The sequence below is a fragment of the Nocardia sp. CNS-044 genome (genome assembly GCF_059570515.1).
In genome coordinates this window covers 404,872-427,293 of sequence record NZ_JCANSX010000011.1, presented here as the reverse complement: position 1 = coordinate 427,293, position 22,422 = coordinate 404,872, and the positions used below count along the sequence as shown (strand labels likewise).

At 68.2% G+C, this 22,422-nt stretch carries 20 protein-coding genes; 3 read left to right on the top strand and 17 right to left on the bottom strand.

The features are described 5' to 3' along the window. Positions 1–36 precede the first annotated feature (36 nt). Positions 37–2,490, top strand: a complete 2,454-nt coding sequence (locus T333_RS30185) for an FHA domain-containing protein (RefSeq protein WP_357247560.1) — start codon at positions 37–39, stop codon at positions 2,488–2,490. Between the two features lie 32 nt (positions 2,491–2,522). Here T333_RS30185 and T333_RS30180 read toward each other — a convergent pair whose 3' ends face one another. Next, complete coding sequence (locus tag T333_RS30180; protein WP_496426609.1) at positions 2,523–3,206, bottom strand: TetR/AcrR family transcriptional regulator; 684 nt, start codon at positions 3,204–3,206, stop codon at positions 2,523–2,525. Positions 3,207–3,351: 145 nt separating this feature from the next. Here T333_RS30180 and T333_RS30175 point away from each other — a divergent pair, with 145 nt between their 5' ends. Beyond that, positions 3,352–3,726, top strand: coding sequence for a nitroreductase family deazaflavin-dependent oxidoreductase (locus T333_RS30175; protein WP_496426608.1), 375 nt, complete (start codon positions 3,352–3,354; stop codon positions 3,724–3,726). A 7-nt stretch (positions 3,727–3,733) separates the two neighbouring features. On the opposite strand, the gene T333_RS30170 is transcribed toward T333_RS30175, so the two are convergent. The 9 genes from T333_RS30170 to T333_RS30130 are packed head-to-tail and all read right to left on the bottom strand — an operon-like array spanning position 3,734 to position 12,996. Continuing rightward, positions 3,734–4,927, bottom strand: a complete 1,194-nt coding sequence (locus tag T333_RS30170; RefSeq protein ID WP_496426607.1) for a vWA domain-containing protein — start codon at positions 4,925–4,927, stop codon at positions 3,734–3,736. Then, positions 4,924–5,574 (bottom strand): SRPBCC family protein, encoded by a 651-nt coding sequence (locus T333_RS30165; protein WP_496426606.1) that lies wholly within the window; start codon positions 5,572–5,574, stop codon positions 4,924–4,926. Before T333_RS30165 ends, T333_RS30170 begins: the two co-directional genes overlap by 4 nt. 13 nt (positions 5,575–5,587) lie before the next feature. Continuing rightward, positions 5,588–6,475 (bottom strand): AAA family ATPase, encoded by an 888-nt coding sequence (locus T333_RS30160; protein WP_496426605.1) that lies wholly within the window; start codon positions 6,473–6,475, stop codon positions 5,588–5,590. Then, entirely contained in the window at positions 6,472–7,065 is a 594-nt protein-coding gene (locus T333_RS30155) for a nucleotidyltransferase family protein (protein ID WP_496426604.1), read from the bottom strand. The genes T333_RS30160 and T333_RS30155 overlap by 4 nt, the downstream gene beginning before the upstream one ends. Continuing rightward, on the bottom strand, positions 7,062–7,955 hold the full coding sequence (locus tag T333_RS30150) for an XdhC family protein (protein ID WP_355001708.1): 894 nt from the start codon (positions 7,953–7,955) through the stop codon (positions 7,062–7,064). The genes T333_RS30155 and T333_RS30150 overlap by 4 nt, the downstream gene beginning before the upstream one ends. A gap of 25 nt (positions 7,956–7,980) precedes the next feature. Then, positions 7,981–10,371, bottom strand: a complete 2,391-nt coding sequence (locus tag T333_RS30145; RefSeq protein ID WP_496426603.1) for an aerobic carbon-monoxide dehydrogenase large subunit — start codon at positions 10,369–10,371, stop codon at positions 7,981–7,983. Next, the gene (locus tag T333_RS30140; RefSeq protein ID WP_355001431.1) at positions 10,368–10,886 is read right to left on the bottom strand and encodes a (2Fe-2S)-binding protein; all 519 of its coding nucleotides are present in this window, start codon (positions 10,884–10,886) and stop codon (positions 10,368–10,370) included. Before T333_RS30140 ends, T333_RS30145 begins: the two co-directional genes overlap by 4 nt. A 2-nt stretch (positions 10,887–10,888) precedes the next feature. Beyond that, complete coding sequence (locus T333_RS30135) at positions 10,889–11,779, bottom strand: FAD binding domain-containing protein (RefSeq protein WP_496426602.1); 891 nt, start codon at positions 11,777–11,779, stop codon at positions 10,889–10,891. Positions 11,780–11,835: 56 nt separating this feature from the next. Further along, positions 11,836–12,996, bottom strand: a complete 1,161-nt coding sequence (locus T333_RS30130; RefSeq protein ID WP_357247582.1) for an XdhC family protein — start codon at positions 12,994–12,996, stop codon at positions 11,836–11,838. 64 nt (positions 12,997–13,060) lie between these two features. On the opposite strand from T333_RS30130, the gene T333_RS30125 reads away from it, so the two are divergent. Further along, positions 13,061–14,017, top strand: a complete 957-nt coding sequence (locus tag T333_RS30125; protein WP_357247585.1) for a LysR family transcriptional regulator — start codon at positions 13,061–13,063, stop codon at positions 14,015–14,017. On the opposite strand, the gene T333_RS30120 is transcribed toward T333_RS30125, so the two are convergent. From T333_RS30120 to mvaD, 7 genes are all read right to left on the bottom strand, one after another. Further along, the gene (locus tag T333_RS30120; protein ID WP_496426601.1) at positions 13,974–15,212 is read right to left on the bottom strand and encodes a glycosyltransferase; all 1,239 of its coding nucleotides are present in this window, start codon (positions 15,210–15,212) and stop codon (positions 13,974–13,976) included. The two genes, T333_RS30125 and T333_RS30120, sit on opposite strands and share 44 nt — an antisense overlap. A 186-nt stretch (positions 15,213–15,398) precedes the next feature. Beyond that, positions 15,399–16,922 (bottom strand): flavin-containing monooxygenase, encoded by a 1,524-nt coding sequence (locus T333_RS30115; protein WP_496426600.1) that lies wholly within the window; start codon positions 16,920–16,922, stop codon positions 15,399–15,401. An 8-nt stretch (positions 16,923–16,930) separates the two neighbouring features. Beyond that, on the bottom strand, positions 16,931–18,103 hold the full coding sequence (locus tag T333_RS30110) for a hydroxymethylglutaryl-CoA synthase (protein WP_355001425.1): 1,173 nt from the start codon (positions 18,101–18,103) through the stop codon (positions 16,931–16,933). Then, complete coding sequence (locus T333_RS30105) at positions 18,100–19,173, bottom strand: hydroxymethylglutaryl-coenzyme A reductase family protein (RefSeq protein WP_357247596.1); 1,074 nt, start codon at positions 19,171–19,173, stop codon at positions 18,100–18,102. The genes T333_RS30110 and T333_RS30105 overlap by 4 nt, the downstream gene beginning before the upstream one ends. Beyond that, positions 19,170–20,255: a type 2 isopentenyl-diphosphate Delta-isomerase gene (gene fni / locus T333_RS30100; protein ID WP_357247599.1), complete on the bottom strand. Its 1,086-nt coding sequence runs from the start codon at positions 20,253–20,255 to the stop codon at positions 19,170–19,172. Before fni ends, T333_RS30105 begins: the two co-directional genes overlap by 4 nt. Continuing rightward, the gene (locus T333_RS30095; RefSeq protein ID WP_496426599.1) at positions 20,252–21,334 is read right to left on the bottom strand and encodes a phosphomevalonate kinase; all 1,083 of its coding nucleotides are present in this window, start codon (positions 21,332–21,334) and stop codon (positions 20,252–20,254) included. The genes fni and T333_RS30095 overlap by 4 nt, the downstream gene beginning before the upstream one ends. Next, positions 21,331–22,392 carry a diphosphomevalonate decarboxylase gene (gene mvaD / locus T333_RS30090; RefSeq protein WP_496426598.1) on the bottom strand — a complete coding sequence of 354 codons (1,062 nt, stop codon included), beginning with the start codon at positions 22,390–22,392 and terminating at the stop codon, positions 21,331–21,333. Before mvaD ends, T333_RS30095 begins: the two co-directional genes overlap by 4 nt. Positions 22,393–22,422 lie beyond the last annotated feature (30 nt).

Below are 22,422 nucleotides of genomic sequence, written 5' to 3'. Positions count from 1 at the left end.
TGCGGGGGGCGTGCGGCACGGTCGTATACTCCCGTTATGGCGGATGAACCGTCCTCCACGGAATTTCCCGAGGCGCCGGTTCTAGTGGTGCAGACGAGGGAACGCGTCTATCGGCTACGCGCCGGTGGCGCATATAACGTCGGTCGCGATCCCACAGCCGATATCGTGGTCACCGATCCCCGGGTATCCGCAGTGCACGCCGTCCTGGAGCGGGGATCCGACGGGTGGGAAATCGAGGACGCGGGCAGCCGCAACGGCACGTATTTCGACGGTAGACGCGTCGAACGCATGGTGATCGACCGAGACGAGACGTTCCAGCTCGGCCACGCCAGGGACGGCGAGCAGTTGGCCTGTTCGGTGGAAGCGCCACCCGGTCGCGAGACCGATGGCGATCCCGGCGGAGACACGATGATCGTCCCGGATCCCGGCTACCAGCTCGACGACGAAGTGACTGTCACGAAGTTCCGCACGGGTGACGGCCTGCCGATTGCGCGGTCGCTGGCTCCGTCCGCCGACCCCAGCGCGGTAGTACGGATCACCACGAGCCCGCTTCGGATCGGCCGCGCCGCCGACAACGACATCGTCGTCTCCGACCTCATGGTCTCCCGCCATCACGCCGAACTGCGGGTGATCGGCGACGGCAAGTACCGGATCGTCGACCTCGGCAGCCACAACGGCACCTATGTCAACGGTTCCCGGGTCGATGCCGCCGACCTCACCGAATCCGACCTGATCGCCATGGGGCATACCACTGCCCGGCTGGTCGGCGACGAACTGCGCGAGTTCGTCGACACGGGTGACGTGTCGGTCTCGGTGCAAAACCTCATCGTGCGGACGGGCGAGGGCAAGGTGCTCCTCGACGGGGTGAGCTTCCCCATACCGCACCGCTCGCTCGTCGGCGTCATCGGTCCGAGCGGCGCGGGCAAGTCGACGCTGCTCGGCGCGGTCACCGGGTTGCGACCCGCGACCGAGGGCACGGTCCGCTACGACGGACGCGATCTGTACACCAACTACGACGAGCTCCGGCACCGAATCGGCCTGGTCCCGCAGGAGGACATCCTGCACAACCAGCTGCAGACCCGGCGCGCCCTGCTCTATGCGGCCGAACTGCGCTTCCCCGGCGACACCCGCCGCGAGGAGCGCGAGCAGCGGGTCGACGAGGTCTTGGGGGAGCTCGGCTTGGCGAAGCACGCCGAGACCCGCATCGATCGGCTCTCGGGCGGACAGCGCAAACGCGTGAACGTGGCGCTGGAGTTGCTGACCAAGCCGTCGCTGCTGTTCCTCGACGAACCGACTTCCGGCCTCGACCCCGGCTTGGACAAGACGGTGATGGAGATGCTGTCCGAGCTGGCGCACGATGGCCGGACCGTCATCGTGGTGACGCACAGCGTGGCGAATCTCGATGCCTGCGACCGCCTGCTGGTGCTGGTGCCCGGCGGTCGGCTGGCCTACTACGGTCCTCCCGCGGAGGGGTTGCGGCACTTCGGGCAGCGCACCTGGGCCGAGGTGTTCCAGGCGTTCGAACGCGAGGCCGACCGCGACTGGGCGGGCGAGTTCCGGGATTCCCCGTACTTCCAGCAGTATGTGGCGGTCGGACTGACCGACGAGGTCGGCCCCGCCGACGTGCACGCGCCGGAGCCACCGCCCGCGCCGCAGTCCAAGCTCAGTCAGCTCAGCACGTTGTGCCGTCGGTACCTGGCGGTCATCGCCTCGGACCGAAGCTATCTGGCGCTCCTCGGCGTGATGCCCGTGCTGCTCGGCGGCCTGATCGCCGCGGTGCCCCCGGGCCAGGGTTTCGCCGGGACGCCGGGAACCAACGTCGACGCGCCGACCAAGCTCATGATTCTGATGTTCGCCGCCTGCTTCGTCGGCACCGGCAACTCGATTCGCGAGATCGTCAAGGAACAGACGATCTACGGCAGAGAACGCGCGGCGGGCTTGTCGGCGGGCGTCTATCTGATGTCGAAGATGCTGGTGCTGGGGGTGATCACCACCCTCCAGGCGGTGGTGTTGGTGCTGATCGGCACCATCGGCGTGGCTATGCCGCCCAAAGGGCTGTTCACCTCGGCCGAGGTGGAGCTGATTCTGGCGATGGCGCTGCTCGGTATCACCTCGCTGGCATTGGGCTTGCTGGTGTCGGTCTCGGTCAACACCTCCGAGAAGACGCTGCCGCTGCTGATCGTGCTCTCGATGGCGCAACTGGTGCTCACCGGCGGGCTGGTGCGGCTGCCCGGCACCATCTTCCTGGAGCAGTTGTCGTACATATCGCCGTCGCGGTGGGGGTACGCCGCCGGGGCCGCCACCCTCGATCTCGACACTCTGTCGCCGCACGACGGCGCGGCCGACCCGCTGTGGAAGCACAGCATCGGGACGTGGCTGGTCGACATGGGAGTCGTCGCCGCACTCGGAATCGTCTTCCTCGCGCTGGCTTGGTACCGCCTGTACCAGCTGCGCCCGCGGCGCCGCGGCGCCCGCCCCGCGCGGATCTGACGACGACGGGTGCGCCCGCTCGAGTTTTCGGGCTACACACTCGGAGGTGCCGGGATGTGCACCGTCGGCGTTTCCCGGCGCATTTCGAGCGCGTCGAGTATCAGCTCCAGCCCGTAGCCGAACTCGCTGGTGTGGTCGTAGCCCGGTCGCAGGGCGTGGTCGACGATCATTTCCGTGAGGTACGGCAACTCCCGCGTCGGTAGGTGCTCGAGCAGGTTGCCCGCGACTTCCTCGATATCGGCCGGAGTCGTCATCGGCAGATTCGCCTCTTGGAGGACATACCCGCTGACATAGCTGTCGATGAGCGAGACGGCGTGCGCGGCCATCGGCAGCGAGAACCCGGCCTCCCGGAGGACACCGAGGACCGCGTTGTGGTGGCGCAACGTCGCCGGTCCCGGATTGCGGCGCGAATCGATGAGTCCGAGAGCCCAGCTGTGTCGTGACAAGACCGCGCGCGCGGAGCGAGCGCGCGCCCGGATCGCATCGCGCCACTCGTCGCAGTCGACGGTGGGCAGCTCGATCGCCGCGAACACCGCATCGACCACGCCGTCGAGGAGCGCTTCCTTGTTCGGTACGTGGTTGTAGAGCGACATCGCCTCCACGCCCAGTTCCTGGGCTACCCGCCGCATCGAAATGGCCTCCGCCCCACCGCGATCCGCGACCCGGATCGCGGCATCGAGCACGCGATCTCTGCTGAGGGGTTGGCGTGGGGGCATGACGTCTCCAGGGTGTGAAGGTGTTGACAAGCTTACAGGTGTAAGTCAGCCTTACGAGTGTAAGTTTCTCGGGTTGGAAGCAGCCGCCGTTTCGGCGAACGACCAATCCGTGATGCCCTTCCGGTGCGAGAGAAGGAGATCACCGATGCCTATGCCGAGGTGGTTGGCCCACGTCAACAAGCGGGTGTTCAATCCTCCCGCGATCGCGGGAGGCAAGCGGCCCGTACTTATTCACGTCGGCCGCGTCTCCGGCGCGACCTACCGCACGCCGCTCGACGCCCATCCCGTCGACGGCGGCTATCTGTTCATTCCGGTGTACGGATCAGGTTCGGACTGGGTGCGCAACATCCTGGCGGCGGGCACCGCGCGGCTCCGGGTCGACGGGAAGGAGTTCGACCTCGCCGCGCCGCGTTTGGTCGGGGCAGAGGAGGCGTTCCGCGCCTTGGCCGATGACGTGGCGCGTCCACCGAAGCTGCTGCGCATCAACGAGTTCCTTCGCATGGACTCGGCCACGTCCTGAGTGCTCGTCAGGTGACAACCGACGAGGCCAGCGCCCGCACCAATGCCTCCACACCCGCCAGCGTGTGCGCGGGCATCATCATGTCGCAGAACGGTAGCGCCGCAGCCATCGCACCGGTAGTGGGCTCGAATCGAGGATCGCCCGCGCGGGGATTGAGCCAGATGACGCGCCACGCACGGCGTCGGATCCGGGCCATCGCACGGGCGAGGACATCGGGGGTATCGCTGTCCCAGCCGTCCGATGCGATGACGACGACGGCGCCGCGCACCGCGGCGCCGGACGGAGTCGCGAGCAGCGCGCCGAGGCATCGGCCGATGTGCGTGCCGCCATACCGGTCGACCACTTTGTCGTTGGCCCGGGCCACCGCGACATCGGGGGAGCGGTGCGCCAGCACCGAGGTCAGCCTGGTCAGCGAAGTGGAGAAGGCGAAGACCTCGGGTCGATCGGTGGAGCGGCGCTGCATCGCGGCCCGCATCAGATGCAGGTAGATCGTCGCGTACGGCTGCATCGAGCGGCTGACGTCGCAGATCAAGACGATTCGGCGCCGTCTACGCCGTGGACGAGTGCGGACCAGCACCGCCGACTCCCAGCCGGTGCGGCGGGAGTTGTTCATCGTCGCCCGGAAGTCGATGCGCTTGCCGTGCGGATGACTCTCGTAGCGCCTGCTGCTGCGCTGGGGCCAGAGCGCCGACGCCTGTTCCAACCAGGTCCCGATGGTGCGCAGATCGTCCGGATCGAAGCGGGCGAACGGTTCCTGTGCTCGCGCCGCGAAGCGGCTCGGCAGCACGTCCGGCAGCGTCGCGCTCTGGTCGGTCGACTGATCGAAGCCGGTTACCGATCCCAGTGTCGCCCAAGGCACGTCACTACCTTGCCGAGGCCGCCCGCGACCGCCCGTGCCCGACGCGCGTCCGGGCGGCAGTCCGTGCGTTCGGCTCGGCGGGTCCGTGCCCAGCACCGCGTCGGCGAACACCGCCGCGAAGACCGCGTCGAAGGCGGCCAGATCCTGCATGCGATCGACGAGCGTGAGGCGCGTGGCCCAGTAGAGCTCGGTGCGCGATCGCGGCGCCATGCGACGCAAGGCCTGCACGTACAGCGCGGGCCCGCTCGGCGCCACCGCGACCCCGCCGCGCCGCAACCGCGCGACGACCGCGACGGCGAACGCGGCCAGATCGACGCCGCGCAGCAGGACCGCTCGGGTCATCGTTGCCCGCGCATTCGCCTGACTATCACAACGATTCCGATCAAGGCCGCGAGCGCGAACACGATCGCGGGCACGTACTTCTCGAGTATCGCCGACCTGACGAGATTTCCGAGGTCGAGCGGCTCCTGCTCGGGCTGCGCGACCGGTTGTGGCCGCACTGCTCGGCTGTCCACCTCGGCCACCGGCTCGACGGAAGCCGAATCGGCTTCCGCGAGTTTCGCTTCCAGAGAGGCAACGAATTGACCCATCATTTTCTCGGAAACCTGCTGCAGCATTCCGCTGCCGAATTGAGCGAGCTTGCCGACGATTTTGAGATCGGTGTCCACGGTGACACGGGTCTGGTCGCCGTCTGCACGCAATTGTGTGGTGATGAGCGCCGCGGCGTTTCCGGATCCGCGGGAATCCCGGCCACGGCCGTTGATCACCGCTCGATGGTCGTTTTCGTCGCGCTCGACGAAATTCGCCTTACCGCTGAATTCACTGATCACCGGACCGACTTTGACTTTCAGCTTGCCGAGGAAGTCGTCTCCCTCCCAGCCCACCATCTGCGCGCCAGGCATGAGCGGGACCACCTGTTCGAGGTCGGTCAGCACCTCCCACGCCCGCTCGACGGGTGCGTTGACGGTGAACTCGTTGGCGATCTTCATCGGAGTATCCCTCTCATCCGGGAGCCAGGCCCTGGGTGTATTCGTCGAACGCCCCGTGCACGGTGGCGCGGTCGTCGGGTGTCTTCGCCAGTGCGCTGAGCGCGGCGATCGCCTCCGGCGCGGTGAGCTCGGCGACATCGAGCGTGGCCAACGCGGCGATCCAGTCGATGGCCTCGGCGACGCCGGGCGGCTTGTCGAGATCGAGAGTGCGGGCGTGGGCGACGAATCGGGTGGCGTGCTCTATCAGCGCGTCGGTCGCCCCTGGCACGGTGCGTCGCACGATCGCCACCGCGCGAGCCGGTTCCGGGTAATCGATCCAGTGGTAGAGGCAGCGCCGCCGCAGCGCGTCGTGCAGGTCGCGGCTGCGGTTCGAGGTCAGCACCGCCAGCGGCGGCTGTTCGGCGACGAAGGTCCCGAGTTCGGGAACGGTCACCGCCGCCTCACCGAGGAATTCCAGCAGCAGCGCCTCGAATTCGTCGTCGGCACGGTCGATCTCGTCGACGAGCAGCACCGGCGGCGTCGGCCCGCGATACCGCACACAGCGCAGGATCGGGCGGTCGACCAGGAATGCCTCGGTGAACAGATCGGCTTCGGTGAGGGCCGCGCCGCGTGCCTCGGCGAGCCGGATGCTGAGCAGTTGACGCTGATAGTTCCAGTCGTACAGCGCTTCGCTGACCGTGAGGCCCTCGTAGCACTGCAGGCGGATCAGCGGTGCGCCGAGCACGGTGGCCAAGGTCTTCGCCGCCGTCGTCTTGCCCACTCCCGGTTCGCCTTCCAGCAGCAGCGGCCGCCCCAGCGTGGTAGCCAGATAGAACGCCGCGGCGGTCCCGGTATCGAGCAGGTAGTCGTCGGCGTCGAAACGTCGCACCACGTCCTCGACGTCGTCGAACGGCGACATCATGGCGGCGAGGCGGCGCGCAGGCGCTCGTAGTCGTCCCAGGTGTCCACGTCCAGGGGCACCGGTGCGTCGACCTCGAGTCGGGACACCGGCACGCGACCCGACTCGATGATCTTCCACACGGCCTTGTCGCCGTGCAATCGGGCCAGCTCGCCGAACATGCTGCGGCTCAGCCAGAATGGATGCCCGAGGCCGTCGCGGTAGCGGCAGACCGTGATGGCGCCGGTCGTTCCCTCGGCGATCAGCCGGTCGACCGTCGCCGCCGACAGACCCGGTTGATCACCGAGCACGAGCACCATCCCGTCGGCCCGGGGATGCACCGAGCGCAGGGCCGAACGCAACGACGACGAGCATCCCGAACCGAAGTCCTCGGCCATGACCACCTCCAGCCCGGTCAGATCGACCTGCCGCTGGATCGCTGCCGCCGATCCGCCAAGCGTGACGATCATCTGATCGAAAGCGCAGGATCGCACCACGTCGAGCGTGGCGCCGAGAACCGTCGTATTCCGATACGGCAGTAGCTGTTTCGCGGTGCCGAGACGCCGCGAGGTTCCCGCGGCGAGGACGATTCCGGTGACGAACCCGCTCGTCATGAGTCCGTCTTCGTCGCTGCGAAGGACTTGCGGCAGCCGGAGCTACAGAACCAGTAGTCGACACCGTCGACAGTGAGACGCGGCGTGTCCGGCCCGACCGCCACGGTCATGCCGCACACCGGATCGAGAGCCTCGGACACGAGGCTCGCCGGGCGCGACGGCACCGTCAAACCACCCTTGCGGATCGCCTGGATCAGTTCCGCGACGATCGAGACGGCTATCTCTTGGGACGTCTTGGCCCCGATCGGCAAACCCACGGGGGTGCGCACCCGTGCACGCTCGGCGTCGGTCAGGCCGAGCTCGTCGAGGATCGACGCCCCGCGAATGCTGCTGGCCACCAGACCGATATAGCCCACGCCCGCGTCGAGCGCGACGCGGATCAGCTCGGCTTCCGGTCCACCGTGGCTGGCGATCACCATCGCCGTCGTGTCGGCAGGAGAATCCAGCGGGTCGGGTTCGGCGACGCTTCGCTGCACCCCGAAGCCCACCAGTTCGCACAGTTCGGCCAGCGCGTCCGCGATGGGTGTCGCGCCGCAGATGCGCACGAGCGGCGCCGGGATCTGTGGCTCGAGGAAGATCTCCAGCGCTCCGCCGGACAGGCAGGGATTCACCACCACCGCCGCGCCCGGCGCCTCGGGGAATTGCAGATCGCCGTCGGGTAGCACGCGCAGCAGCACACTCTCGTTCGACTGCAGGGCGCCCAGCGCGGCCTTGCGGACCGAGTTCTGGGCGCACTGGCCGCCGACGAATCCCTCGATCGTCCCGTCCTGCAACAGGATCGCCTCGTCCCCGGCGTGCGCCGAGGTCGGTTGCTGCGCGCGCACGACGGTCGCGTGCACGAACGGAGTCCGGGTGCGGACCAGCTGCTGCGCTCGCTCGCTGATCTTCATCGGTGATCTCATCGCTCGCATCCACTCAGATGGGCGGTCTCGGCCTGCCCTGCATCGCCTCCCACACCCGCGACGGCGTCAGCGGCATGTCGGCGTGCCGAACTCCGAACGGCGCCAACGCGTCCACCACCGCGTTGACCACCGCCGCGGGCGATCCGACCGTGGCCGATTCGCCGATGCCCTTCGCACCGATCGGATGCAGCGGCGAAGGGGTGACCGTGTGGCCGGTCTCGAGATGCGGGACCTCGAGCGCCGTCGGGATGAGGTAGTCCATCAGGGACCCGCCGAGGCAGTTGCCGTCCTCGTCGAAGGCGATGATCTCCATCAGCGCCATGCCGATGCCGTCGACGACACCGCCGTGGATCTGGCCCTCGATGATCATCGGATTGATCCGGGTTCCGCAGTCGTCGACGGCGAGGAAGCGCCGGACCTTCACCACAGCCGTGCCCGGGTCGACGTCGACGACGCAGAAGTACGCGCCGTACGGGTAGGTGAGATTCTCCGGGTTGTAGCAGATCTGCGCGTCGAGTCCGCCCTCGATCCCCTCGGGGAGATCACCGGCGCCGTGCGCGCGCATCGCGATCTGCTGAATCGTGACCGCCGCGGACGGATCGCCTTTGACGTGGAACGAGCCTTTCTCCCATTCGAGGTCGGCGATGGAGACCTCGAGCATGCCGGAGGCGATGATCCGCGCCTTGTCGCGCACCTTCCGCGCCACCAGCGCGGCGGCCGCGCCCGAGACCGGTGTCGACCGGCTGCCGTAGGTGCCGAGGCCGAACGGCGTCTGATCGGTGTCGCCGTGCACCACGTCGATGTCATCCGGCGGTATGCCGAGTTCCTCGGCGACGATCTGGGCGAACGTCGTCTCGTGTCCCTGCCCCTGGGTCTGAACCGACAGGCGCACAACGGCTTTGCCGGTCGGATGGACGCGCAGCTCGCACCCGTCGGCCATCCCCAGCCCGAGGATGTCCATATCCTTGCGCGGACCCGCGCCGACGGCCTCGGTGAAGAACGACATCCCGATGCCCATCAGCTCGCCGCGTGCGCGCCGCTCCCGCTGCTCTTCTCGCAACGCGTCGTAGCCGATCATGTCCATCGCGAGGCGCATGGTCTTCTCGTAGTCGCCGGAGTCGTAGACCCAGCCGGTCTTGCTCGTGTACGGGAACTGTTCGGGGCGAAGCAGATTCCGCAACCGTAGTTCGGCCGGATCCATTTCCAGTTCCTGGGCGAGGCAATCGACCAACCGCTCGACGAAGTAGACGGCCTCGGTGATCCGGAACGAGCACGCGTAGGCGACGCCACCCGGGGCCTTGTTGGTGTAGACCGCGGTCATCTTGCAGTACGCGGCCTCGATGTCGTAGCTACCGGTGAAGACGCCGAAGAAGCCCGCCGGATACTTCAACGGCGCGGCCGTGCCGTTGAAGGCGCCGTGATCGGCGAGCACGGTCGACCGGATGGCGAGAATCTTGCCGTCGGTGTCGGCGGCGATCTCGCCGACCATGATGTAGTCGCGGGCGAACCCGGTACTGACCAGATTCTCGCTGCGGTCCTCCATCCACTTCACCGGTTTGCCCAGCAGCAGCGATCCGACGATGGCGCAGACATATCCCGGATAGATGGGCACCTTGTTGCCGAACCCGCCGCCGATATCGGGTGCGATCACCCGGATCTTGTGCTCGGGCAGTCCGGCCACCAACGCGTAGAGCGTGCGGTGGGCATGCGGCGCCTGACTCGTCGACCACAGCGTGAGCTTTCCCGTCACGGGATCGAGATCCGCGACGGCGCCGCAGGTCTCCATCGGCGCGGGATGCACCCGCGGATAAACGATCTCCTGCTTCACCACGACATCGGCGCGCGCGAACACCGCCTCGGTCGCGGCGGCGTCACCGGTCTCCCAGTCGAAGCAGTGGTTGTCCCGCTTACCCTCGAGATCGGTGCGGATCACCGGCGTCTCGGGCGCGAGCGCCTTCCGGACGTCGATCACCGGCTCGAGCATCTCGTACTCGACATTGATCAGCTCCAACGCGTCGCGCGCGGAGTAGCGATCCTCGGCGACGACGAAGGCCACCTCCTGGCCCTGGAACCGCACCTTGTCCGTCGCCAGCACCGCCTGCACGTCGTTGGACAGTGTCGGCATCCAGGCCAGGCCCTTGGCCGCGAGATCCGCGCCCGTGACGACCGCTTTGACCTTCGGGTGTGCCTGTGCCGCTGAGACATCGACGCTGACAATCCTCGCGTGCGCGAACGGGGACCGCAGGATCGCCAGATGCAGCATGCCGGGCAGCGCCACGTCGTCGACGAAATTGCCGCGTCCGCGAATGAACCGCGGGTCCTCCTTGCGGAGCATCCTGCCGTGACCGCATGGCTTGCGGTCGTTGTCGACGCGGTCTTCGGGGCGGGGCTCGACGGCGGTCATGACGCGCTCCCCGCCGGCGCTGCCGTCGAAGCGGGTTCGGGTTCCGCGGCTTCGCCTCGTTGCTTCGACGCGGCCCACTGGATCGACCGCACGATGGTGGTGTACCCGGTGCAGCGGCAGATCTGGCCCGAGATAGCCTCCCGGATGGTCTGCTCGTCGGGATTCTGGTTGCGGTCGAGCAGTGCGCGGGCGGTGATCATCATTCCCGGCGTGCAGAATCCGCACTGTAGCCCGTGGCACTGCATGAAGCCCTCTTGCACGGGATCGAGCTGGCCGTCCACTTCGAGTCCCTCGACGGTGCGCACCGCATGACCGCCCGCCATGACGGCCAGCATCGTGCACGACTTCACCGGTTCGCCGTCGACCTCCACCACACAGGCGCCGCAGTTGCTGGTGTCGCAGCCCCAGTGGGTTCCGGTGAGCCGCAATTGATCTCGCAGGAAATGCACGAGCAGGGTGCGCGGCTCGACCTCCGCGGTGACCGGCTCGCCGTTGACGGTCATGGTTACCTGCATGGCTAATTCCCTTTCAGCGCAGGATGGTTCATGACGCGCTCGACCGACGTGCGCAGCGCGCGGATCGTCAGTTCGGACGCGAGGTGGCGCTTGTAGTCCGCGCTGCCGCGCGCGTCGGAGACAGGCGAGCACGCCGCGCTCGCCCGGCGGCCTGCCGCCGCGAAGACTTCTTCGGTGGGCGGCTCGCCGATGAGCGCTTCCGCCGCGGCGGTCAGCGCCGCCGGATCGGGATCGACCGCCGTCAGACCGATCCGCGCGGCCGCTATCGCGTCGCCGTTCAAGGTCACCGTCGCGCCGGCCGCCGCGATCGCCCAGTCGCCGACCCGGCGCTCCACCTTCATATAGGCGCTGGATGTCCGGTGCCGCACGGGAATCCGGATCTCGATCAGAAGTTCGTTGTGCGACATGGCGGTTTCGTACGGACCGGTCAAGAAGTCGTCCATCGCGATCTCCCGTTCGCCGGACGGTCCGCGCACCAGGCAGGTCGCGCCGAGGACCGTACAGACCGTGGTGAGATCTTCGGCGGGATCGGCCTGGCACAGCGAGCCGCCGATCGTGCCGCGGTTGCGCACGACCGGATCGGCGATCACACGCTCGGCGTCGCGGAAGATCGGGCACACCGCGGCGAGGCGGTCCGATTCGAGCAGATTCCGATGCCGGACCATCGCACCGATGCGCACCAGGGTCGGATCGGTGACGATGTAGCCCAGCTCGGCGGCCAGGTCGTTGATGTCGACCAGATATTCCGGATTGGCCAAGCGCAGCTTCATCATCGGCAGCAGGCTGTGCCCGCCCGCGATGATGCGCGCCTCTTCCCCCAGCCGGTCCAGTAGTCCGATGGCGTGATCCACGCCCGTCGCGCGCTCGTATTCGAATGGCCCAGGAACTTGCATGTGATCGACCTCACATCGATGGGGGAAGCTCAGCCTCTGCCCCGCTCATGCTGCCGTCAAGACCGATTTAAGGAATCACTTAATTCGCTGTTCGCGCCGGGTGTGTGGTGAATCCGGCCGCCGGTTTCCGTCAGCGAGCGGCCATGTCCGCCCCAGCGTCGTGCGATGATCTCGGCCGCGATCGAGACCGCCGTCTCTTCGGGCGTCCGCCCGCCCAGATCGAGTCCGATCGGGCTGGCGAGCCGGGCGAGTTGCTCGTCGGTGAGACCGGCCGCGCGCAGCCGGGCCATCCGCTCGTCGTGCGTGCGGCGCGACCCCATGGCACCGACATAGCCGATCTCCGGCTGGCGCAGCGCCACCTCGAGCAGCGGAACGTCGAACTTGGGATCGTGAGTCAGCACGCAGACGACGGTCCGTGAATCGATCGCGCCCGCCTCGATCTGCGCGGCCAGATAACGGTGTGGCCAGTCGACCACGACCTCGTCGGCGGTCGGGAAGCGGGCAGAGGTGGCGAAGATCGGTCGCGCGTCGCACACCGTCACCCGGTAGCCGAGGAACGATCCCTGCTTGGCGACCGCGGCGGCGAAATCGATCGCGCCGAACACCAGCATCCGCGGCTGTGGCGCGTAACTCGCGACGAAAACCGCCATGCCCTCGCCGCGACGCTGCCCGTCCGGACCGTAGGTCAGCACCTTGTTGCGGCCCGCCGCGAGCAGCCCGCGGGCGTCATCGGTCACCGCGTCGTCGGCGCGCGCCGAACCCAGCGTGCCGTGTGCGCTGTCCGGCCGGATCACCAGCCGTCGCCCCACCCAGGCGGCGTCGGAGTGCTCGATGACGGTCGCGATCGCGACCGGCCGGTCGGCGGCGATGTCAGCGGCGACCTCGCCGAGTTCCGGAAACGTCTCCCGCGAGATCGACTCGACGAAGATATCGATGATGCCGCCGCAGGTGAGACCGACGGCGAACGCGTCGTCGTCGGAGAAGCCGTATTGCTGCAGCACCGGGCGACCGGTCCGGACGACCTCGGTGGCGAGTTCGTAGACCGCGCCTTCGACGCAACCACCGGAGACCGAACCGCCGACCGTCCCGTCCGAGGCGACGACCATGGCCGCACCCGGCGGTCGCGGCGCCGAACGGAAGGTCCGCACGACCGTCGCGACCCCGGCCGTGCCCCCGGCGTTCCAGGTTGTCATCAGATCCGTGAGCACGTCCTGCATGATGTGTCCTCCGGGCACAATGCGGCGGTAGGCACCGCGTCCATCTCCAAACTAGACTCGGATCGTGACGCCCGCCCAGCTCAGGGCCTATTCGACCGTGGTGCGGCTCGGCTCCGTCCACGCGGCGGCCAGAGAGCTGGGGATGTCCGACGCCGGTGTCTCGATGCACATCGCCCAGCTGCGCAAGGAACTCGACGATCCGCTGTTCACCCGCGCGGCGGCGGGGCTGATCTTCACACCTGGCGGGCTGCGGCTGGCCAGCCGGGCGATCGAGATCCTCGGACTGCAGCGCCAGACCGCCATCGAGGTGAGCGAGGCGGCGCACGGCCGACGGCTGCTCCACATCGCGGCGTCGAGCGCGTTCGCCGAACATGCCGCGCCCGGCCTCATCGATCTGTTCGCGGCGCGGGCGAAGGATCTGTCGGTCGAGCTGAGCGTGCATCCCACCAGCCAGTTCCGCAGGCTGATCGAGACCCGCGCGGTGGACATCGCGCTCGGGCCCGCGCCGGAGGGCTCCGACACGACCGTCACCGCCCGGCCGTTCCTGAAGTATCGGATCATCTCCGTCGCGCGCCCCGACAGCCCGCTGGCGGGCGCCACACCGCATCCGGCGCTGCTGCGTGAGCAGCAGTGGATGCTCGGTCCGAGCGCGGGCAGTGTCGACGGGCATATCGCGACGATGTTGCGCGAGTTGGCGATTCCCGAAGCACAGCAGCGGATCTTCCAGAGCGACGCCGCCGCCCTCGAAGAGGTCCGCCGCGTCGGAGGCATCACCCTGACAATCGGCTTCGCCGTCTCCTCCGACCTCGCCGCCGGTCGCTTGACCCACATCAACGGCCCCGGCCTGCAGATATCCGACGAGTGGTGCGCGACCACCCTGCCCCCCGACGCTCGCCAGCCCGCGGTGTCGGAACTACTCCGGTTCATCACCACCCCGCGCTGCATCCAGGCGATGATCCGCGGCTCCGGCGTGGGCGTCACGCGGTTCCGGCCGAAAGTGCATGTGACACTGTGGAGTTGAGGAGCATCTTCGCGGCGACCGTCGCCCCGTCGGTGCGGATCGTGTCCGCGATGGCCCCTGCTCGCGTGCGCGTTTCGGGGGTCAAGGCGACTTCGAGTGCGGCCGAGAGGGATTCGACGGTCGGTACGGGGCCGTCGTGTGCCGCGCCGACGCCGAGCCCGGCCACCCGGTCGGCCCAGTACGGCTGGTCCGCGATCTGGGGGACCACCACCTGGGGCGCGCCCGCCCGGGCGGCCGTCGTCGTGGTGCCCGCGCCGCCGTGGTGCACGACCGCGGCCACGCGACCGAACAGCGCCTGCTGATTGACCTCCCCGACGGCGAAACAGTCCTCGGCGTCGTCGATCAGAGCCAGCTCGGCCCAGCCGCGCGCGAGGACGACGCGGCGGCCCTGCGCGCGGACCGCCTCGATGGCCACCTGGGCGATGTCCTTCGGGACATACGAGGCGATGCTGCCGAAGCCCACGTATACCGGCGGCTCCCCGGCGTCCAGGAACGCTTCCAGTCTTTCCGGAAGCGGGCGATGGTCGGGCAGAATCCACGGCCCGGTCTGCACGAGGTCGAGGTCCGTCATGCCCTTCGGCGGACACAGCGTCGGGTCCGCCGCAAGCCACGGCTGGTCGGTGAAGACGTAGTCGCGGACGTTGTCCACCGGCGGCAGGCCGATCTCCGCCCGGTGGGTGTTGAGCGCCTCGCGGTACAGCGCGTTCACCCGCTGGGCGTCCTGCTCCCACAGCACCCGGTTGTCCGTCTCGCTCTGCGGGGACTGTTTGCCCGGCCGCGCGCCGGGAGGGAAGTGCCGCGACGGCAGTCCGTAGAGCTGGAAGCACGCGAAGACGTAGCCGATACCCAGCTTCTCGGCCACGTCTCGCGCACCGGCGGGCATCAGGCCGGTCGCCAGCAGCGCGTCACATCCCTCGGCCGCCTCGGTCAGCGTGGCGAACCGCGCCGCGACCAACTCGCGAGCGAACCGGAACGCGTCGTCCGCCGTCGGCGGCTTCGCACCGGCGACCACCGAGCGCACGGGCGGGCCGAGCGGCACCAGCGGCACGTCGACACGCGCCAGCAGTGCCGCGAACTCCTCGTCCGGCGGCGCGCACACCCGCGCCTCCGCGCCGAGCTCCCGCAACGCCACCGCGAGCCCGACCACGGGTTCGACATCTCCGCGCGATCCCACCGTCGTCAACAACACACGCACTTTAGATCTCCCCATTTCCGCAGGTCATGGCTTCCGGCCGACAATGATGGGCCATGACCCGGGTCTTGCCGCAAGCCCCCCGGTGCGCTATATCTCGAGAAGGGGAAGGGGAGAATCGTCGAGGTCCGGGCAGGCCGTCGACGCGCGATGGCCTGCCCGTTGGCTACAGCTGGAACAGTCCGATCTTCACGCTACCGACGTAGTCGGATTGCCCTGTGCCGCAACAGGAGTCGTCGCGTAGTTCGCCACATCGAACCTGCGCAACTGCCCGCGGAACCGGAAGCTGAAGTCGGGCCACAGCGTCGGATTGTTCCCGTGCCGGTCCAGGAACCAGCTGGTGCACCCGCCGGTCAACCACACACTGCGCGCCATCTTCTGCTGCACGCCGCGGTTGTACTCGTCCTGCACGTCCTTGCGGACCTCGAACGTCCGCAGACCCTGCTTGTCCATCGTCGCGAGAGCGTCGAGGACATAGGCGATTTGGGATTCGATGATGTAGATCAGCGAGGTGTAGTTCAGGCCGGAGTTGGCGCCGAGCATGGTGAAGAGGTTCGGGAAGCCCGCGACGGTCGTGCCTTTGTAGGCCTGTAGCCCGTGGGTATCGAATTCCTCGGACAGGGTGAGTCCGTCTCGGCCGGTGAACATGCTGTAGGTCGGCGAATCGGCGACGTGGAAGCCGGTGCACAGCACGATGGCGTCGACCTCGCGTTCGGTGCCGTCCTCCGAGACGATCGAGCGTCCGCGAATCTCCTCGATGCCGTCGGTGACGAGCTCGACATTGTCCCGAGTGAGCGCCGGGTAGAACCGGTTCGAGACGAGCAGGCGCTTGCAGCCCGCCCGGAAGTTCGGGGTGAGCCGCTTGCGCAGCGCCGGGTCGCGCACCTCCAACCACAGCTTCACGCGCGCGATCAGCTCGAGGTACACGGCCGTGGCCGGGTACTTGGCCTGGCTGATCACGAACAGCTCGCGGTTGGCGTAGATCAGCCCGCGGATCAAACGCTGAAGCCCCGGAACATGTTTGAAGGCGAACCGCTCGGGCGCCAGGTACCTGCGGGTGAGGTGCGGGAACACCCATCCCGCGGTGCGCTGATAGACGTCGAGTTGCGCGACCTGCGGCGCGATGGACGGCACGATCTGCACCGCCGAAGCGCCCGTGCCGATGACCGCGACCCGCTTACCCGCCAGATCGGCGTCGTGATCCCACTGCGCCGAATGGAAGATCTCACCCTCGAAGGAGTGAATTCCCTTGATATCGGGGAGATTCGGCTCGGCGAGCACCCCGGCCGCGGAGACGACGATGTCGGACGTGAACTTCCCGCGCGTGGTCTCGACCTCCCACCGGGCGTCCGCGTCGTTCCACCGGGCGCCCGTCATCGCGCAGTCGAAGATGTGCTTGTCGCGCAGCCCGTACCGGTCGGCGATGCCCTGGATGTACCGGTGGATCTCCGGCTGCGGCGAGAACGACCGCGACCACTCCGGATTCAGCGCGAACGAGTACGAGTACAGCTGCGACGGAACATCGCACCCCGCACCGGGATACGTGTTGACCCGCCAAGTGCCGCCCACATCGTCACCACGCTCGACGACCAGGAAATCGGTGTGCCCCTCCTGGGTCAACCGAACGGCCGTACCGACTCCGGAAAGCCCGCTACCGATGATGAGGACACGTGTGTGCCGCGGTGCCGGATCGTTGGTGTTGCTTTCACTCATACCGCTCCTCAACGAGCTTCGTAGATGCGCTTGTGGCCGGAGATCGCGGCCAGCCGGAACGGGCGGCCGGTCTCTTCGGGGATGGCGTGATACATCCCGTCCGACGGCGATTCGGTTTCGTGCAGGACGCGATAACGGTCGTAGTCGAGCCCGACGCGGGTCGCGATGGCGTCCCGGTTGGCGTCGGTGCGCAGGTGCTCGCGATAGCCCGGTTGCACTGTGCCGCTGAAGAATTCGGCTACGCTGCCCGATCCGTAGCTGATGAAGGCGAGCGGCTTGCCGGTCAGGTCGTCGGTGTGGTCGAGCAGCGACGCCAAACCGAGGTAGAGCGAGGCGGTGTAGCTGTTGCCGACCGTGCGGTTGTAGATGGTCGTGCTGTGGATCGCGGCGTCGATCTCCGCCGCGTCGGCGGTGTGCCCCTGGCTCTCCAGGAGGTGGCGGTGTGCCTTGAAGGCCATCTTGGTGAACGGCTGGTGGTAGCAGAACGCGGCGAACTCGGTGAGCTCGCGCCCACCGTTGCGGCGGTAGTCGGTCCAGGCTTCCTGGGTGGCCTTCTGGTAGGCGTTGACGGAGGTCTTGCCGTCGACCATGGCGGCGGTGCGATAATTCGGACGCCAGAAGTCCATGATGTCGGCGCTGTAGATACCGGACTGCGGATCAAGTTGCAGGATGGCCGGATTCGCGCTCACGAGCATCGCGACCGCGGCGGCGCCCTGGGTCGGTTCGCCGGGGGTGTCGAGCTCGTACTTGGCGATGTCGGTGGCGATGACCAGCACGCGCTGCGACGGGTCGCGGGCGATGAGCCCGGCGGCGAATTGCAATCCGGCCGTGCCGCCGTAGCAGGCCTGCTTGAGCTCGACGACGCGGGCCGTGTTCGGCAGGCCGATCAGCGGATGCAGATAGAGCCCGGCCGCTTTGGACTGGTCGACACCGCTTTCGGTGGCCAGCAGCACGGTGCGAATGTTGTCGACGCCGTGGCGGTCCAGGATGGGCTTGGCGGCGGCCGCGGCGATGGTGACGATGTCCTCGTCGGCGGCGGCGACGCTCATGTTCTCCTGGCCGATGCCGAGGTAGAACTTGTCGGGATCGACGCCGAGGCGCTCGGCGAGCACCGCGTGGTCGAGCGCGTAGTGGGTGGTGGCGAAGGAAAGGTCGTGAATTCCTACCGGGGTGATGGTCATGGCTGTGCTCCGATACTGGCGGTGGGGACGCTTGCGGTGGGCCGTTCGAATTGGGTATGGGCGCGCATCAATTCGCCGCTGTTGGTCTGCGCCGCCATCAGCGACAGTTCGCCGCACAGCACGGTGGCCGCGGCGATGACGGCGAGCCGACGGGCGTTGTCGCCGGGATCGCGATCCGCGCGGCAACCCAGGCGGGTCAGGTTGTCGTCGACGAAACTCAGGTCCTTGCCGTTGCCCACCGTCCCGACTATGAGATTGGGCAGCGTGCACGAGAAGTAGAGGTCGCCCTCGCGGTCCTCGGCGTGGGTGATGCCCTGGGACCCTTCCACGATGTTCGCGGCGTCCTGCCCGGTAGCCAGGTAGAACGCGAGCAACATGTTGGCGTAATGCGCGTTGGCGGAACGGATTCCACCGGCCAGCAAGGTGCCGATGAGGTTCTTGCGGATGTTCAGCTCCGCCACCTGGCGAGCGGTGGTGTGCAGCCGCTTCTCGACCACTTCGCGGGGGATGAGCAGTTCGGTGACGACGTTCTTGCCGCGGCCGAGGATCCCGTTGACCGCGGTCGCCTTCTTGTCCGTGCAGTAGTTCCCGGAGATCGAGACGTACCGCAGGCCGGGCATCGTGGCCAGGATGTGGTTCATCAGGTGGTCGCAGGCGAGGGTGGCCATGTTGTGACCGGAGGCGTCGCCGGTGGTGAATTCGAAGCGCAGGAACAGCAGGTTGCCGGTGATCTGGTGGTGCAGGTCGATCAGCCGGGCGAACCGGCTGCTGCCCGCGGCCACCTGCTGGAGTTCGGGGAATCGGTCTCGGAGCTGTCCGACGGTGGTGTGCGCGGTGTAGGCGTCGTCGGCCTCGAGCAGGATCGAGCGGGTCATGCGGTCGTCGACGAGAGTGGCCACCACGCCCTTGTCGGTCAGCGTGGAGATCCGCGCACCGCGACCGACCGAAGGCCACAACGGCGATTCGTAGGTGGCCAGGGGGACGTCCACACTGTCGTCGACGGTGTTGCCCGTAATGCGCACCGGCCCGACCCACCGCAGCGGCACCGCCGCAAAAGACTCGTCGTTCACGCGTGGCTCCTTCTTTCCGATTCGTTCCACCGGGGGCTCCGGTGGGCATAGGAGGCCGCGTCGATACCGCGCAGCCGGCAAAACGTGTCCACCTCGCCGGTGATCAGCAGGTCGCTACCGGCCAGGTCGGCGGGCGTCGGTGCGCCGAGCACGGTGAGAATCCGCCGCAGCTGATCGAGCCAGGTGCGAATCGTCTCGATCAACGCGTCGGTGCCGTGACTGACGAGCGTCTCGAGGAAGCGGCCCGCGACCCCGGTCGCGTTGGCGCCCAACGCCAATGCGCGGGCGATGTCGAGAGGTGAGCGGATGCCGCCGGAGGCGAAGAGGTCGATGCCGGTGACACCCGCGCAATCCACCAGGCAGTTGGGCGTTGACTGGCCCCAGTCCGCCAGGAAGGCGAAGTCCGCCGTGGTGCGCCGGTCGTTTTCGATGCGCGCGAAATTGGTGCCGCCGCGACCGCCGACATCGGCGACGGCCACGCCCGCGTCACGCAGCCAGGTGACGGTGGGTCTGCTGAGACCGAATCCGACCTCTTTGACGATCACCGGCACCGACGTGTGCTCGGTGATGCGCTCGATCTGCTGGGGCCAGGAACCGAAAGACCGGTCACCCTCGGGCATCACGATCTCCTGGACGGCGTTGAGGTGGATCTGCAGCGCGTCGGCTTCCAGCAGATCGATCGCTCGCGCCACCTCGTCCAGCGTGGCGGTGGCGTTGACGTTCGCCATGACGAAGCCGTGCGGATTCTCCTCGCGCAGCACCCGGAAGGTGTCGGCGACGGAGGGGTCGCGGAAGAAGGCGCTCATCGATCCGGACGCGATGGGGATCCCGGTCTCGCGGGCGGCGATGGCCAACTGCCGGTTGATCTCTCCGGTGTGCTGACTGCCTCCGGTCATGCCGTTGACGAAAAGAGGTGTGTCCCAGCGCTTCCCGGCGACGTCGACGGCCAACGACACGTCGTCGCCGTCGATGCCAGCGAGGGCGTGGTGGATGAAGGTGACCGAGTCGAAGTCGTTGGGGCCGCCGTCGCGCTGCTGGCTCACGGCGTGGCGGACGTGGTCGTCTTTGCGGCTCGCGATCATCGCCGATCCCCTTCGAATGGATGTGTTCGCAGCGAGAGCGGCCGGATGCCCGCGCTGACCCAGCGTTCGGTGAGCTCGGTGATCGCCGCGGTGCGGACGCGGTCGACGAGCGCGATGCCGCAGTCGCCGCCGCCCGCACCGGAGGGTTTGGCCGCGGCGCCGACCGCCTCACCCGCCGCGCACAGCGCACGCAGCGACGGCGTCATGATGCCCAACCGAGCTCTCGTGTCGAGATCGACCAGAAGCACTCGGGCGCAGTCGATTTCAGTACGGATCGCTGGTGCGTCGTCGGCTTCCAGCGCGGCGACGAGTCGTTGGACGCAGTGGTCGCTCTCGACCACGAAGTCGGCGGGCGTGCCGAGCTCGCGGAGCCCGGCGACCAATTTCGGTGTCGACGCGGGCTTCTCGGTCCAGCCGACCTGCATGGCGAGTTCCGTCGGCGTGGGTAGCGGGCGCACCGACAGCCCCGGCCATGGCGCACGCAGCGCGGCGTCGACTCCGCCCTCGGCCACCACCTCGGACGCGCGCCGACGGTCGGGGGAGCTGTAGGCGATCCAGCCGCCCCAGGTGCTCGCCGCGACGTCGCCGCCGGAAGCACGCGGGTTGATCGACACGGTGGCCAGCATCGCCAACCGGTACCGGTCCATCAGGCTCAGTTCGAGCCGGTAGAACTGGCCCAGTGCCGCGACGGTGGCCACCGTGACGGCTGCGCTGGAACCGAGTCCGAGCTTTCTCCCGTCCTCGTCGGCGAGGTCGGTGCTGATGCTCAGCCGGTAGGGTCGCGCCACGAGACCGCGCTCGACGAGCAGCCGATCGATGATCGCGGCCGCCGCGAAGACGTAGCTGAAGTTCGGCGGCACAACGCCATCGGAGGGAACCAGTCCGTCGCCGATGCGCCCGCAGGTCAGCGTCACACCGCCGTCCAGTTCCGAATGCAGTGTCGTGGCTTCGTCATCGGCCGTGCCGACGGTGGCGGTGGCATAGCGGTCGACCGCGGTGAGAACGGCGTGGTGCCCCGGTTCGACGACGGCGTATTCGCCTGCGATGAACAGCTTTCCCGGGGCGCGACAGGTGATCATCGCTCGTCGTCTCGGACGAGTGCCGCACCGGGGCCCAGATGCGCCACCTGGATGTCGGCGACGGCGCCGCCGTCGCGCAGGGCGGCGGTCACCCGCTGCTCGTCGTCGCGGGCGCACAGCACCTTGACGTTCGGTCCGGCGTCCATGGTGGCGTACGCGGCGACGCCGTCCGCGCGCAGCGCCAGCACCCGGTCCAGGATCGCGACCGAGCGTGGTGACAGGTATCGGACCGACGGTCTGGCCAGCAGCATGGTGGCGTGCATGCCCAGGGCGTTGCGCTCGGCGATCTCCCCGACGGCGGGCAGATCGCGGCGCGCGATCGCCTTGCGCATCTCCGCGAGGTCGAGCCGGGAGGCGGTGGCCCACGGCTGGTAGAAGTGCGAGGTGTCGCAGGTCCGCCGCATCGCCTCCCGGCTCGACACCGCCTTGGCCCCGTCGTCGACGACGGCGACGATCAGCGCCGGATCCAGTGCGTCGCCGTCGATCGGTTCCGCGTAGGAACTCGCGTCTCCCGCCTCGCCGTCGCCCTCCCCGGCGTGCCACACCGCGAACCCACCGAAGATGGAACGACAGGCCGACCCGGAGCCACGTCGAGCCAGCCGCGAGAGCGCCAGAGCATCCGCGTCGAGTCCGTAGGCGGCGGCCGCGGCCACGGCCAGCGCGGCGAAGCCGCTCGCCGAGGAGGCCAGGCCAGCGCCGGTCGGTCCGGCGTTGGTGGAGACGACCATGGCGTATTCGTCGCGGCCTGCCCGCGCGCGGACCAGATCCAGGAACCGCGCCACCTTGGCGTGCGCGTCGCCGACCGCCGGGTGGTCGTTGAGCACGACGGTGTCGGCCGGTTCCGCGCTCAACCGCACCGCGGTCGTGGTCGGGTAGATGTCGAGGGTCATCGAGAGGCTTCCCGTGACGGGAAGGAAGTACGTCTCGTCGCGCTTGCCCCAGTACTTCACCAAGGCGATGTTCGGGTGCGCGACGGCGACCGCCGCGTCTCCGATCGCGTTGTCGCCGAGTCGATCCGCGAGCGGGTCGGCCAGCTCTGCTCCAGCTGTGAATGTCATTGGCGTGTCTCGAGCTCCGGTATCGAGGTG